Genomic DNA, 12726 nt, shown 5'->3' with positions numbered 1-12726 from the left:
TCCAAGCCAGGAGCGGGCCCGGGGATCAAACAACCGAACGTCACCCTCGCCACAACCGATGGTTGTGGCGCAGAGGTGGGCGCGGAGGGGCGTCGCGGCCCGGCGGGGTCAGGCGTCGACCCGCACCGAGCACGACCAGCCGTAGGGATCGGGCCCGATCCGCAGCTCCTCCCACGCCACCGCCCTCGGGACCGCGCCGGTGATCTGCACGTCCGCGAGAGCGGTGACCGCGAGCCGGACGTCCAGACCGCCGTCGGCCTCGTCCGCCTCCACGTCGACGGGCACCTCGCCGTACGCCTCCATCCGGAAGATGACCTCGTCCAGCAGCGCCGCGAGCAGGTCGTCGTCGCTGGCCTCGCCCAGCCGCACCCGGTCCACGGCCGTGGGCCGCACCCCGGAGAGGTCCGCGAAGCACTCCACCATCGCCAGGACGGCTTCCGCCAGACAGTGCTCCCGGCACGCCGCCCAGGCCTCGATCCGGATGTCGCCCGGGTGCGGCACCGCCCGGTGCCCGCTCGCGCCCGGCTGACGTACCTGCCCGTCTTCCGTGTCACCGCCCATGAACACCGCCTGCCCGAAGGCCGCGTTCCCATGCGGTGCCCGGTCCGGACCGGTGCGTCAGAGGGGCTCGTCCGCGAGGTAGGGCGGGGCCGGGTCGTACTGGATGTGGCGGCGCACGGCCCGCGCGTGGTCCCGGCCGTGCAGCCGGCCGACCAGCCACAGGGCGCTGTCGATCCCGGCCGAGACGCCCTGGCTGGTGACCAGGTTGCCGTCGACCACGTAGCGGGCGTCCCGGACCACCATGACGTCGCCGCGCGCCTGGAGGGTGTCCTCATGGCTCCAGTGGGTCGCCACCCGCCGTCCGCGGGCCGGCCCGGCCGCGTGCAGCAGGAACGTGCCGGTGCACACGCCGTGCACCCACGCCGCCTGTTCGGCCGTCCTCCCGATCCAGCCGGTCACCACCGGGTTGTGCACCTGCGCCTCCCGGGCGCCCCGGCCGCCCGGGACGTGCAGCACGTCCAGCGGCGGATGGTCGTCGAGCGTGTGGTCGGGCAGCACACGCAGGCCCTTGGCGCAGCGGACCGGGCCGGGGTGCTCGGCGAGGAGCACGGCCCGGTCGGCCCCGTCGCGCAGCGCCGCGGAGACGGTGAAGACCTCCCAAGGGCCGACGAAGTCCAGCTCCTCGGCTTCCTCGAAGACCAGCAGGCCGTAGGTCGTCATACGGGTCGTCCTTCCTCTGGAACGGGATGGGCGCCGGCCGGTCCCGCCGTGGAGCGGAACCGGGCGCGGTAGTCCGACGGCGCGACGCCGAGCCGGCGGTGGAAGGCGCGGCGCAGGGTCTCGGCGGTGGCGAAGCCGCAGCCGCGGGCGATCGCCTCCACCGGTTCGTCCCCCGCGGCGAGCGCGCGACGTGCCGCCTCGACCCGCACCCGCTCGACGTACGCGGCGGGCGGCACGCCCAGTTCGGCGGTGAAGCGGCGCTGCAGGTGGCGCGGGCTCAGCCCGGCGCGCGCGGCGAGCGCGGCGATGTCGTGCCGGGCACCCGGATCGGCGTGGACGGCGGCGACGGCCGCCCGCACCGGATCCGTCGCGGGCTGCCGCGACCACAGCGCCACGCTGAACTGCGACTGACCACCCGGCCGGCGTAGGAACAGCACGAGCCGGCGGGCCACCGCGTGCGCGACGTCCCGGCCGAGGTCGTCCTCCACCAGGGCGAGCGCCAGATCCATCCCGGCGCTCACCCCGGCCGACGTCCACACCGGCCCGTCCCGGACGAAGACCGGGTCGCAGTCCACCCGCACCCCCGGATGCTCCCGGGCCAGTTGCTCCCCGCGGGCCCAGTGCGTGGTGACCCGGCGCCCCTCCAGCAGACCCGCGGCCGCCAGCAGGAACACGCCGCTGCACACCGAGGCGACACGGCGGGCACCGGCTGCCGCGGCCGCGACCCAGGAGACCAGCCCGGCGTCCCGGCAGGCCCGGTCCACGCCCCGGCCGCCGACCACCACGAGGGTGTCCGCCCCGGCCGGATCGAGGTCCGCCACGCCGTGCGCGGCGTGCACCAGCAGCCCGCTCGACGACGACACCGGCCCCGCCCGGGGCCCGACGACCTGGCAGACGTAGCCGCCCGCGCCGTCGAACACCTCGTGCGGGCCGGTGAGATCGAGCGGCTGGAAGCCGTCGAAGACGACGAAGACGACACGGGGATCACTCACCCCTCCACGCTCCACCGGCCCGGATCACGGCGTCAACGACGGGCATCCCACACATCGCGCCATGGGACGTCCGCGGCTGCGGGGGTACCACGGGAGCCGGGGGAGAGGAGGCTCCCGATGGACTCCCGGACGGTCACCGTGCCCGTCGGCGGCGCGGTTCTCACCGGTGATCTCACCGTGCCGCCGGCCGCCCGCGCGGTCGTGCTGTTCGCGCACGGCAGCGGCAGTTCCCGGCACAGTCCCCGCAACCGCGAGGTCGCCGCCGGCCTGTGCACCGCGCGGCTCGGCACCCTGCTGATCGACCTGCTCACCGAGGAGGAGGAGCGGCAGGACGCGCGCACCGCCGCACTCCGCTTCGACATCCCGCTGCTGGGCCGGCGGCTGGTCGCCGCCATCGACGAACTGGCCCGGTGGCCCGGCACCCGCGGCCTGCCCGTGGTCCTGTTCGGGGCGAGTACCGGCGCCGGCGCGGCCCTGGTCGCCGCCGCCGAACGGCCCGGCCGGGTGCAGGCGGTCGTCTCACGCGGCGGGCGGCCCGACCTGGCGGGCGAGGCCCTGGCCGCCGTCCGCGCCCCGGTGCTGCTGATCGTCGGCGGCCAGGACCGGCACGTGCTGTGGCTCAACGAGGAGGCGGCCCGCCGGCTGCACGTCCCGCACACCCTCCACGTGGTGCCCGGCGCGACCCATCTGTTCGAGGAGCCGGGCGCACTGGACCAGGTCACCGAGACGGTCCGGCGGTGGTGCGTCGAACAGCTGCGGACCGTGGCGGGCTGACGGCGGCCGGCGCACTCCTCGTCCCGGGTGCGCATCGTCCGCCGGGCCGCGGGGTACGCGGGAGCCCGACCGGCCGGGGGAACCTCTCCGTGCGGGAAGCGGAGGTGAGCGAGATGCGGTTCCGTGATCGTCGGCAGGCCGGCGTCGAACTGGCCGAAACGCTGCGCATCCGGCAGCAGGAGGGGGCCCTGCCGGATCCCGTGGTCCTGGCGCTGCCGCGCGGCGGCGTCGCCGTGGCCCGCGAGGTCGCCGCGGCCCTGCACGCCCCGCTCGACGTGCTCGTCGTCCGCAAGATCGGGGCACCCTTCCAGGAGGAGCTCGGCGTCGGTGCGATGGCCGGCGACGAGGTGCCCCTCATCGACGAGGACGCCCTGCGCCACCTGGGCATCGGTGCGACCGCCCTGGCCCGCGTCATCGAACGGGAGCGCGCGGAACTGCGCCGCCGCGAACGGCTGTACCGGCAGGACCGCCCCGCGCCGGACCTGCGGGGACGGACCGTGATCGTCGTCGACGACGGCCTGGCGACCGGCTCCACCGCACGGGCCGCGCTGCGCTCCGTACGCCGTCGGGAACCCGGACGGGTGGTGCTGGCCGCGCCGGTGTGCTCCCGGGAGGCGGCCGAAGCGATGCGCGCCGAGGCGGACGAGGTGGTCTGCCTGCACGTGCCGGCCGCGTTCATGGCCGTGGGCCTGTGGTACGAGGACTTCGGGCAGCTGACGGACCAGGACGTCCTGGAGGCGCTCCACGTGCATCTTTGACCATGCGTTCAGCGGGCGGGAGTGGCGGAGATCAGCCGGCGGGGGCCACGATGTGCCATTCCCCCGCGGCCCACCCGTCAGACGACGCCGTCCGCGCGCAGCGCCGCCACCTCGTCCTCGGTGCGGCCCAGTTCGGCCAGGATCGCCCCCGTGTGCTCGCCCACGGCCGGTACCGGGTCCATGCGGGCGGGCAGGCCGGCGAGGTCGGCCGGCGGGAGCAGGGCCTCCACCGTGGCGCCGGGCACGCCGATCTCGGTCCAGCGGCGGCGGGCCGCCAGCACCGGGTGATCCAGGAACGCGGCGACGTCGTTGACGCCGGCGCAGGCGATGCCGGTCCGCTCCAGGTCCTGGAGGATCTCCTCGGACGTGGAGCGGGCGAAGCGGCCGGCGATGATCGTGTCGAGCTCCTCGCGGTGGGTCACGCGGTCGGAGGCGGTGGCGAAGCGCGGATCGCCGACGAGTTCCGGCCGGCCGAGGAACTCGGTGCACAGGGCCGTCCATTCCCGCTCGTTCTGGATGGAGAACAGCACCTCCTTGCCGTCGGCGGCCGGGTACGTCCCGTAGGGCGCGATGGTGGCGTGGGAGGTGCCCAGGCGCGGGGGCTGGGTGCCGCCGTGCCGGGTGTAGTAGGCGGGCTGGCCCATCCACTCGGCGAGCGCCTCGAACAAGGACACCTCCACGGGGTGCGCCTCTCCCGTGACGGCGCGGGTGTACAGGGCCGTCAGGACGCCGCTGTACGCGTACATCCCCGCGGCGATGTCGGCCACGGAGATCCCCGTCCGGGCCGTCGTGTCCGGGGTTCCCGTCAGCGACACCAGCCCGGTCTGGCACTGCACGAGCAGGTCGTAGGCCTTGCGGTCGGCCCAGGGGCCGGTCGTGCCCCAGCCGCTTATCGTGCACGGGATCAGCCGGGGGCGGCACCTCGTGACGGTGGCGGCGTCCAGGCCGAGGCGGCCGGCGGCGCCCGGGGCGAGGTTGTGTACGAACACGTCGGCGCCGTCGAGGAGTTCGTGCAGGATCTCCCGGCCGCGCGGGTCCTTGAGGTCGAGGGTGAGGGACTCCTTGGAGCGGTTGATCCACACGAAATAGCTGGAGTGCCCGTGCACGGTGGTGTCGTAGCGGCGGGCGAAGTCACCGTCGCCGGGGCGCTCCACCTTGATCACCCGGGCGCCGAGGTCGGCGAGCTGCCGGGTGGCGTAGGGCGCGGCCACCGCCTGCTCCACGCTGACCACCGTGACCCCGGACAGGGGATACCGCTGCACGCTCATGCCTCAGGCTCCAGATCCTCGTGCGGGAGGGCGCCCCGACAGTGTCTCCCACGGGCAGGAGGCGGGACGGGGCGCCCGGGGCGATTCGGATCACGGTGGAGACGTGCGGCGCCGGACGGGCCCTGGAACCGGGCCGGGTGGCGCAGGCCAGGGCCGGGCGCGGTACACGCATCAGCGGCGCCCCCGGTCAGCGCCGGGGGAACTGCCGGTGCTCACCCGCCCGAGCCGGGGTGCCGCCACCCGGTGCGAAACCGGGACCCGGGCCGGACACCCCGCCCTCGCCGCCCCCGGGCGGCACGGTGCTGCGGCTGCCGGCCGAGCGGAGCCGGGCCGGGCCGGAGCCCGGCAGTCGCCCGACCCGGCTTGCGGCACGCGCGTCCCACCCCACCAGGCGCCCGGCCGCCCGCGTGCAGTCGCTCACCGCCCGGACTTCACGTGTGCATCCGCCCCGGCAGGCCCGTCACCGCCCAGGCGCCCCCACCCGCAGCGCGTCCATGACCAGGTCCAGCAGGCGGGTCGCGCGGGGCTGCCAGTCGTCGTGCGGGTCGATCGTCCAGAGGCCGCCGATGGCGAGGAACAGGTCGTCCGCGCTGATGCCCGGGCGGATGCTGCCGGCCTCCTCGGCGGCGCGCAGCAGCAGTTCGGCCGCCTCGGTCACCGGGGTGTGCCCCGGCTTCTGCGGCTTCCCCGGCGCGCTCGTGGCCTGGCGGATCGCGTCGGCCAAACCCGCCTTGGTCATGGCGAACCGGGCGAGGCGGTCCATCCACTCGCGCAGCGCCCGGTCCGGTTCCCGCGACTCCAGCAGGGGCGCCGCCGACTCGGCGACCTGCCGCATCTCGTGGCGGTAGATCTCCATGACGAGCGCCTCACGGCTCGGGAAGTGACGGTAGAACGTCCCCTGCCCGACGCCCGCCTTCCTGGCGATGGCGCTCAGCGGCGCGTCCGCCGAGCGCGTCAGCTCGACCACGGCCACCTCCAGGATGCGCTCGCGGTTGCGCTGCGCGTCCGAGCGCAGGGGAGCGTCCTTCCGCTGCCGCACTCGCCCTCCTCGCGATCGGTGGCCGAAACCCGTCCTTGTTAAGCGGACAGCTGTCCGTTACGTTTTCCGGGTAACGGACAACTGTCCGCTTGTCTCATCGTACCGGCGTGCCCGTCCCGCGGACACCTCGTACCGGCCCCGTCACGGCCGGTCCGCCCCCGCATCCTGCCCGGGCGGGAACCGGCGCCGCCACCCCTACGCCCCCGCCTGACCTCGCGATGTGAGAAAGAAGGCTTCCATGCCCCCATCGACGTCCAGCGACCTCACCCTGTCCGTCAACGGCGAGAAGTACACGCTGACCGTCGACCACCGCACCACCCTGCTCGACGCGCTGCGTGAACGACTGGACCTGACCGGCACGAAGAAGGGCTGTGACCAGGGACAGTGCGGCGCCTGCACCGTCCTGGTCGACGGCCGCCGCAGCGTGGCCTGCCTGCAACTGGCCGTCGCCGCCGAAGGACGCGAGATCACCACCATCGAAGGCGTGGCCCGGGGCGAGCAACTGCACCCGGTGCAGCAGGCGTTCCTGGACCTCGACGGCTTCCAGTGCGGCTACTGCACACCGGGGCAGATCTGTTCGGCCATCGCCGTGATCGAGGAGCACGCGGCCGGCTGGCCGAGCGCGGTCACCGGCGACGTACGGCCCGAGGCCGGGCCGCCCGCACTGACCCCCGAGGAGATACGGGAACGCATGAGCGGAAACCTGTGCCGCTGCGGCGCGTACGTGTCGATCGTCCAGGCCGTCGCCCGGGCCGCCGCGTCCGAGGGAGCGGCCGCATGAGGGAATTCGGCTACCAGCGGGCCCACGACGTCTCCGGCGCGGTGGCGCTGCTCGACGGCGACCCCGACGCGCGCTTCCTGGGCGGCGGCACCAACCTGGTCGACCTGATGAAGACCGGCGTCGAACGGCCCGCCCGCCTCGTCGACGTCCGCGAACTGCCCCTGGACGACATCGAGCCGACCGCGGACGGCGGCCTGCGCATCGGCGCCACCGTCACCAACAGCGACCTGGCCGCCCACCCGGAGGTCCGGCGCCGCTACCCGGCCCTGGCGCAGGCCGTGCTGGCCGGGGCCTCGGGGCAGCTGCGCAACATGGCCACCGTCGGCGGCAACCTGCTCCAGCGCACCCGCTGCGGCTACTTCGCCGACGTCAGCTCGCCCTGCAACAAGCGCGACCCCGGCAGCGGCTGCCCCGCCCTCACCGGCGAGCACCACAACCACGCGGTCCTGGGCGCCTCCGACCACTGCGTGGCGACCCACCCCTCCGACATGGGCGTGGCGCTGGCCGCCTTCGACGCGGTCGTGTCGTACGAGACGGCGGACGGGCCCGGCGAGGTGGCGCTGGCCGACTTCTACCTGCCGGTGGGGGACACCCCGCACCGGGAGACCGTCCTGCCGCCGGGGGCGCTGATCACCGGCGTGACGCTGCCGCCCGCCCCGGTGGCGGTCCACTCCCGCTACCGCAAGGTCCGCGAGCGGGCCTCGTACGCCTTCGCGATCGGGTCCGTCGCCGCCGCCCTGGACGTGCGCGACGGCCTCGTGCACGACGTGCGCCTGGCGTTCGGCGCCGTCGCCTCCCGCCCCTGGCGGGCCCGGGCGGCCGAGCGCGCCCTGACCGGCACCCCCGCGCACGCGGAGAGTTTCGCGGCCGCCGCGGACGCCGAACTGGCCGCCGCCCGGCCGCTGCCCCACAACGGATACAAGGTGATCCTGATGCGCAACCTCGTCGTGGCCGTCCTGAGCGAACTCGCCGAGGAGGCCGCCCGATGACCACCGCCACCCGGGGAGCCGTCGGCACCGCGCACACCCGCGTGGAGGGCCGCGACAAGGTGACCGGGGCGGCCCGCTACGCGGGCGAGATCCCCTTCGCCGACCTCGCGCACGGCTGGCTGGTGCTGTCCACCGTCGCCCGCGGCCGGGTCCGTTCCGTGGACACCGAGGCCGTCCTCGCGATGCCCGGTGTGCTCGCCGTCCTGCACCACCACAACGCCCCGCGCGTCACCACCGACTACGTCGGCCTGCTCGGCGTCCCGCCGGACCCGACCGTCGCCCTCTTCCAGAACGACCGGGTGGCCCACCGGGGCTGGCCCGTGGCGCTGGTCGTCGCCGAGACGTCCGAGCAGGCGCGGGAGGCCGCCGAGGCCCTCGTCGTCCACTACGACCGGCAACCGCACGACGTCGCCTTCTCCGCCGAGCGCGACGCCGAGGCCTACGCGGCCGACGGGCATCTGCCGGCCGTGGTGGAGAAGGGCGACCTGGAGGCGGGGCTCGCGGCGTCCGCCGTCGTGGTGGACGAGCGGTACACCACGCCCGAGGAGCACCACAACCCGATGGAGCCGCACGCGGCGACCGCCCGGTGGGAGGGCGGCCGGCTGGAGGTCGTCGACTCCAACCAGGGCACCAACTGGGTCGCCGCTGAACTCGCGAGCCTGTTCTCCCTCGACCCGGCCTCCGTGCGGGTGCGCTCCGAGCACGTCGGCGGCGGCTTCGGCAGCAAGGGCGTCCGTGCCCACCAGGTGGCCGCCGTGATGGCGGCGACCGTGCTGCAGCGCCCTGTCCGGGTGGTGATGACCCGCCGGCAGATGTTCTCGCTCGCCGGCTACCGCAGCCCCACCGCGCAGCGGGTCAGGCTCGGCGCCGATCCGGACGGGCGGCTGTGGGTGCTGGAGCACCGGTCGCTCAACCTCACCTCGGCCGTGCACGAGTTCGTCGAACCGAGCGCCGCGGCCGGACGGTCGATGTACGCCGCCGACGCCCATCACACGGCCAGCCGCATCGTGCGGCTCGACGTGCCGACGCCGACGTGGATGCGCGCCCCCGGCGAGGCCCCGGGCTCCTTCGCGCTGGAGTCGGCGCTCGACGAGCTCGCCGAGCGGCTCGGCCTCGACCCGATCGAGCTGCGCGTGCGCAACGAACCCGCGGTGGGACCGGTCTCCGGACTGCCCTTCGGCAGCCGCAACCTGATCGCCTGCTTCCGGGAGGGCGCCCGCAGGTTCGGCTGGGCCGAGCGCGACCCGCGGCCCGGAGTGCGCCGCGAGGGGCGCTGGCTGCTCGGCACCGGCACCGCGGCGGCCTCCTTCCCGACCACGGCCATGCCGTCCACCGCGGCCGTCACCGCCGAGGCCGACGGCACCTACACCGTGCGGATCAACGCGGCGGACATCGGCACCGGCGCCCGCACCGCGCTCACCCTGGTCGCCGCCGACGCTCTGGAGGTGCCGACGGACCGGATCCGGATGCGGATCGGCGACAGCGACCTCGGGCCGGCGATCATCGCCGGCGGCTCCATGGGCACCCGCTCCTGGGCATGGGCCGTCACGGCCGCCGCCGACGAGCTGCGCCGGAGTCTCGTGCCGGGCGCCGGCATCCCGCCCGAGGGCGTCACCGCGCGGTCGAACACGACCGAGGCCGTCGGCGCCCTGGCGCAGAAGGAGCGGCACGCGTTCGGGGCGCAGTTCGCCGAGGTCGCCGTGGACCCGGCCACCGGCGAGGTGCGCGTCCGCCGCATGCTGGGCGTCTTCGCGGCCGGCCGCATCGTCAACCCGCTCACCGCCCGCAACCAGCTCGTCGGAGGCATGATCTGGGGCCTGTCCATGGCCCTGCACGAGGAGGCCGTCCGGGACCGGACCAGTGGCGGCGTGTACGGCGCCGACCTCGCGGGTTACCACGTCGCCGCGCACGCCGACGTCCCGCACATCGAGGCCGACTGGGTCGACGACCCCGACCCGGACGACCCGGTCGGCATCAAGGGGATCGGCGAGGTCGGCATCGTCGGCGCCGCGGCGGCGGTCGCCAACGCGGTGTGGCACGCCACCGGCGTCCGCCACCGGAACCTGCCGATCCGTCCCGACCGCGTCCTGCTGGCGGGCGGCGATGCTTGATCTCGCCGGCCGGCTGCGGGAATGGATCGAGGAGGGCCGGGAGTTCGCCGTCGCCACGGTCGTCGCCGTCGGCGGCAGCGCCCCGCGCCCTCCGGGCGCCGCGCTGGCCGTCTCGGGCGACGGAACCGCGATCGGCTCGGTCTCCGGGGGGTGTGTGGAGGGCGCGGTGTACGACCTGTGCGTCCAGGCCCTCCACGACGGCGAGACGCGGGTGGAGCGGTTCGGCTACAGCGACGAGGACGCCTTCGCGGTCGGACTGACCTGCGGTGGGACGATCGACGTCATGATCACCCCGTTCGCGGCGGGGCGTCCGGGGGAGCCGGCCGGGGATCCGGCGGCGCCGTCGGCCGGGGCGCCGCCGGTGCCCCGCCCCTCGCGGGCCGCCGCCGCGTTCGCCGCCGTGTCGGCCGCCGACCGCGGTGAGCCCGTGGCGCTGGCCCGTGTGATCCGCGGGCCGGCGGAACTGCTCGGCGGGGCGCTGCTGGTACGCCCCGGCGGCACGCACGAGGGCGGTCTCGGCGGCCACCCCGCCCTGGACCGCACCGCCGTCGCCGAGGCCCGTGCCCTGCTGGACACCGGCCGCACCGGCACGGTCGAGCTGTCCGAGGACGGCTCGCACTGCCCGGGCGGTCTCACCCTGCTCGTCGAGTCGGCCGTACCGCCGCCCCGCATGATCGTCTTCGGCGCGATCGACTTCGCGTCGGCGCTGGTCGGCGCGGGCAAGTTCCTCGGCTACCACGTCACGGTCTGCGACGCGCGCCCGGTCTTCGCGACCCGGGCCCGCTTCCCGGACGCCGACGAGATCGTCGTGGACTGGCCCGACCGCTACCTGCGCGGCACCCGGACCGACCGGCGGACGGTGCTCTGCGTGCTCACCCACGACGCCAAGTTCGACGTGCCGCTGCTGAAGGAGGCACTGCGGCTGCCGGTCGCGTACGTCGGGGCCATGGGCTCGCGCCGCACGCACGAGGACCGCGCCCGGCGGCTGCGCGAGGAGGGCGTGAGCGCGTCCGAGCTGGCCCGGCTGAGGTCCCCGATCGGCCTGGACCTGGGCGCCCGGACGCCCGAGGAGACCGCGGTGTCCATCGCGGCGGAGATCATCGCCGCACGGCACGGCGGCACGGGCACGCCCCTGACGGGTACCGACCGGCCGATCCACGCGTCCGCGCGTGAGGTGGTTCCCCAGGCGGTCTCCTGAGGCCCGGCGCGGGCGCCCTCAGGGGCGCGGGGAACTGCGCGACCGGCCACGACGCATCCCGCACCCGGCGCCGCACGGGCACCGCCGCCGCGCGCCCCCGCTTCTCCGCCCGGGGACATGGACACGCGGGAGGGGCCGGGGCCGCACACGGCCCCGGCCCCTCCACGGCGGCGGCTCGTGCCGCTCAGGCGGCGGCCGGCGCCGTGGCGTGCCCGTGCAGGCGGGCGATGACCTCCGTCAGCTGTGCCGCGACCTCGGCGTCGTCGGACGGGTGCGTCTCGGCGAAACGGGTCAGCGAGCCCGGGATGGACAGCTTGACGTCCTCGAGCACCTTGCCGCCGGCGATGCCCACGGCCTTGCGGGTCTCGTCGTGGGCCCAGACACCGCCGTACTGGCCGAACGCGGTGCCGACCACGACGACCGGCTTCCCGGTGAGCGCACCGGCGCCGTACGGGCGGGACAGCCAGTCGATCGCGTTCTTCAGGACGGCCGGAATGGTGCCGTTGTACTCCGGCGTGAAGAGGATCAGGCCGTCCGCGGCGTTCGCGGCCTCACGCAGCCGTGCGGCGGCGGCCGGGACGCTGCCCTCGACGTCGATGTCCTCGTTGTAGAACGGGATGTCGGCGAGCCCCTCGAAGAGGTTCACCTCGGCACCCTCCGGGGCGAGCTTGACCGCGGCCTCGGCGAGCTGGCGGTTGTGCGAACCGGCGCGCAGGCTGCCGACGAGGGCGAGGAAACGAACAGACATGCTGACTCCCACGTAGAGAAAACTGCAGTGAAACACTGCCGTCACGATCCGGACCGAGGTCCGTTTAATGTTCTAGCATCCTAACCGGACCGCGGTCCAGTTTTTGTTCCCGATGCTTTACGCTGGCTTCATGTCCACCGTCCCGCCGCCCTTCCCGACGCCCCAGGACGTCGGCCATCCCGAGCTGCTCCAGCTCGGCACCGCCCTGGAGGCGGACGAGCCGTGCCTGCGCGCCGACGCCGCGCGCAACCGGGCCCGCCTGCTGGAGGCCGCCGCGCGGCTGGTCGCGGAGCGCGGCGCCGAGGGCGTCACGATGGAGGCGGTGGCCGCGGCGGCCTGCGTCGGCAAGGGCACGGTGTTCCGCCGGTTCGGCGACCGCACGGGCCTGCTGACGGCGCTGCTGGACCACTCCGAGAAGCAGTTCCAGGCCGCGTTCCTCGGCGGTCCGCCGCCGCTGGGCCCCGGCGCGCCCCCCGTGGAGCGGCTGCGGGCGTTCGGCCGCGCGATGCTGCGGCGCTCGACCGACGACCTGGAGCTGCAGCTGGCCGCGGAGCCCGGGGCGAACCGCCGCTACATGTCGCCGGCCCGCCGGGTGCTGCGCCACCACATCGAGATGCTGCTGCGGCAGGCGGTCCCGGAGGCGGACTGCGAACTCCTCTCCCACACGCTGATGGGCCAGCTGGATCCGGCCCTGGTCCACCACCTGACCAAGCAGTGCGGGCTGCCCCTGGCCCGGCTGGAGGACGCGTGGATCGACCTGGTCGACCGGGTCACCGGGACCGGCCGCTCGGGCTGAGGACGCGCCGTCGGCCGTGAACGCTCACGGCATTCTCACAACTCCCCCGCC

Annotated in this window: 13 protein-coding genes; 7 read left to right on the top strand and 6 right to left on the bottom strand. The window is 75.1% G+C overall.

Translation table 11 applies throughout. The annotated features are described in order from the left end of the window. Nucleotides 1-108: 108 nt before the first annotated feature. Genes ABTZ58_RS07510 through ABTZ58_RS07500 form a run of 3 tightly spaced genes read right to left on the bottom strand, consistent with a single transcriptional unit; the run spans nucleotide 109 to nucleotide 2213 of the window. The gene (locus ABTZ58_RS07510; RefSeq protein ID WP_351351561.1) at nucleotides 109-561 is read right to left on the bottom strand and encodes an archease; all 453 of its coding nucleotides are present in this window, start codon (nucleotides 559-561) and stop codon (nucleotides 109-111) included. A 57-nt stretch (nucleotides 562-618) separates the two neighbouring features. Beyond that, nucleotides 619-1221, bottom strand: a complete 603-nt coding sequence (locus tag ABTZ58_RS07505) for a DJ-1/PfpI family protein (protein WP_351351558.1) — start codon at nucleotides 1219-1221, stop codon at nucleotides 619-621. Next, nucleotides 1218-2213 (bottom strand): GlxA family transcriptional regulator, encoded by a 996-nt coding sequence (locus tag ABTZ58_RS07500; RefSeq protein ID WP_351351555.1) that lies wholly within the window; start codon nucleotides 2211-2213, stop codon nucleotides 1218-1220. Before ABTZ58_RS07500 ends, ABTZ58_RS07505 begins: the two co-directional genes overlap by 4 nt. A 117-nt stretch (nucleotides 2214-2330) precedes the next feature. Here ABTZ58_RS07500 and ABTZ58_RS07495 point away from each other — a divergent pair, with 117 nt between their 5' ends. Then, nucleotides 2331-2987 (top strand): dienelactone hydrolase family protein, encoded by a 657-nt coding sequence (locus ABTZ58_RS07495; protein ID WP_351351552.1) that lies wholly within the window; start codon nucleotides 2331-2333, stop codon nucleotides 2985-2987. A 113-nt stretch (nucleotides 2988-3100) separates the two neighbouring features. Next, nucleotides 3101-3745 (top strand): phosphoribosyltransferase, encoded by a 645-nt coding sequence (locus tag ABTZ58_RS07490; RefSeq protein ID WP_351351855.1) that lies wholly within the window; start codon nucleotides 3101-3103, stop codon nucleotides 3743-3745. Nucleotides 3746-3822: 77 nt separating this feature from the next. Here ABTZ58_RS07490 and ABTZ58_RS07485 read toward each other — a convergent pair whose 3' ends face one another. Continuing rightward, a complete protein-coding gene (locus tag ABTZ58_RS07485) occupies nucleotides 3823-5013 on the bottom strand; it encodes a CaiB/BaiF CoA transferase family protein (RefSeq protein WP_351351549.1) in 1191 nt (396 codons plus the stop codon). Nucleotides 5014-5473: 460 nt separating this feature from the next. After that, nucleotides 5474-6052, bottom strand: a complete 579-nt coding sequence (locus tag ABTZ58_RS07480) for a TetR/AcrR family transcriptional regulator (RefSeq protein ID WP_351351546.1) — start codon at nucleotides 6050-6052, stop codon at nucleotides 5474-5476. Between the two features lie 238 nt (nucleotides 6053-6290). Here ABTZ58_RS07480 and ABTZ58_RS07475 point away from each other — a divergent pair, with 238 nt between their 5' ends. Genes ABTZ58_RS07475 through ABTZ58_RS07460 form a run of 4 tightly spaced genes read left to right on the top strand, consistent with a single transcriptional unit; the run spans nucleotide 6291 to nucleotide 11131 of the window. After that, nucleotides 6291-6833 carry a 2Fe-2S iron-sulfur cluster-binding protein gene (locus ABTZ58_RS07475; RefSeq protein WP_351351543.1) on the top strand — a complete coding sequence of 181 codons (543 nt, stop codon included), beginning with the start codon at nucleotides 6291-6293 and terminating at the stop codon, nucleotides 6831-6833. Beyond that, a complete protein-coding gene (locus ABTZ58_RS07470) occupies nucleotides 6830-7822 on the top strand; it encodes an FAD binding domain-containing protein (RefSeq protein ID WP_351351540.1) in 993 nt (330 codons plus the stop codon). Before ABTZ58_RS07475 ends, ABTZ58_RS07470 begins: the two co-directional genes overlap by 4 nt. After that, on the top strand, nucleotides 7819-9933 hold the full coding sequence (locus tag ABTZ58_RS07465) for a xanthine dehydrogenase family protein molybdopterin-binding subunit (protein WP_351351537.1): 2115 nt from the start codon (nucleotides 7819-7821) through the stop codon (nucleotides 9931-9933). Before ABTZ58_RS07470 ends, ABTZ58_RS07465 begins: the two co-directional genes overlap by 4 nt. Then, nucleotides 9926-11131, top strand: coding sequence for an XdhC family protein (locus tag ABTZ58_RS07460; protein ID WP_351351534.1), 1206 nt, complete (start codon nucleotides 9926-9928; stop codon nucleotides 11129-11131). The genes ABTZ58_RS07465 and ABTZ58_RS07460 overlap by 8 nt, the downstream gene beginning before the upstream one ends. 184 nt (nucleotides 11132-11315) lie before the next feature. Here ABTZ58_RS07460 and ABTZ58_RS07455 read toward each other — a convergent pair whose 3' ends face one another. Next, nucleotides 11316-11879: an NAD(P)H-dependent oxidoreductase gene (locus ABTZ58_RS07455; protein WP_351351531.1), complete on the bottom strand. Its 564-nt coding sequence runs from the start codon at nucleotides 11877-11879 to the stop codon at nucleotides 11316-11318. A gap of 130 nt (nucleotides 11880-12009) precedes the next feature. On the opposite strand from ABTZ58_RS07455, the gene ABTZ58_RS07450 reads away from it, so the two are divergent. Further along, complete coding sequence (locus ABTZ58_RS07450; protein WP_351351528.1) at nucleotides 12010-12675, top strand: TetR/AcrR family transcriptional regulator; 666 nt, start codon at nucleotides 12010-12012, stop codon at nucleotides 12673-12675. Nucleotides 12676-12726 lie beyond the last annotated feature (51 nt).

This window comes from Streptomyces sp. NPDC094143 (assembly GCF_040303825.1).
GTDB lineage: Bacteria > Actinomycetota > Actinomycetes > Streptomycetales > Streptomycetaceae > Streptomyces.
This window is presented reverse-complemented; position numbering and strand designations above follow the sequence as displayed.

Coding starts and splice junctions, on each gene's coding strand:
- ABTZ58_RS07485 (WP_351351549.1), bottom strand. CDS start 5,013: ATGAGCGTGCAGCGGTATCCCCTGTCCGGGGTCACGGTGGTCAGCGTG.
- ABTZ58_RS07495 (WP_351351552.1), top strand. CDS start 2,331: ATGGACTCCCGGACGGTCACCGTGCCCGTCGGCGGCGCGGTTCTCACC.
- ABTZ58_RS07490 (WP_351351855.1), top strand. CDS start 3,101: ATGCGGTTCCGTGATCGTCGGCAGGCCGGCGTCGAACTGGCCGAAACG.
- ABTZ58_RS07505 (WP_351351558.1), bottom strand. CDS start 1,221: ATGACGACCTACGGCCTGCTGGTCTTCGAGGAAGCCGAGGAGCTGGAC.
- ABTZ58_RS07470 (WP_351351540.1), top strand. CDS start 6,830: ATGAGGGAATTCGGCTACCAGCGGGCCCACGACGTCTCCGGCGCGGTG.
- ABTZ58_RS07455 (WP_351351531.1), bottom strand. CDS start 11,879: ATGTCTGTTCGTTTCCTCGCCCTCGTCGGCAGCCTGCGCGCCGGTTCG.
- ABTZ58_RS07465 (WP_351351537.1), top strand. CDS start 7,819: ATGACCACCGCCACCCGGGGAGCCGTCGGCACCGCGCACACCCGCGTG.
- ABTZ58_RS07475 (WP_351351543.1), top strand. CDS start 6,291: ATGCCCCCATCGACGTCCAGCGACCTCACCCTGTCCGTCAACGGCGAG.
- ABTZ58_RS07450 (WP_351351528.1), top strand. CDS start 12,010: ATGTCCACCGTCCCGCCGCCCTTCCCGACGCCCCAGGACGTCGGCCAT.
- ABTZ58_RS07510 (WP_351351561.1), bottom strand. CDS start 561: ATGGGCGGTGACACGGAAGACGGGCAGGTACGTCAGCCGGGCGCGAGC.
- ABTZ58_RS07460 (WP_351351534.1), top strand. CDS start 9,926: ATGCTTGATCTCGCCGGCCGGCTGCGGGAATGGATCGAGGAGGGCCGG.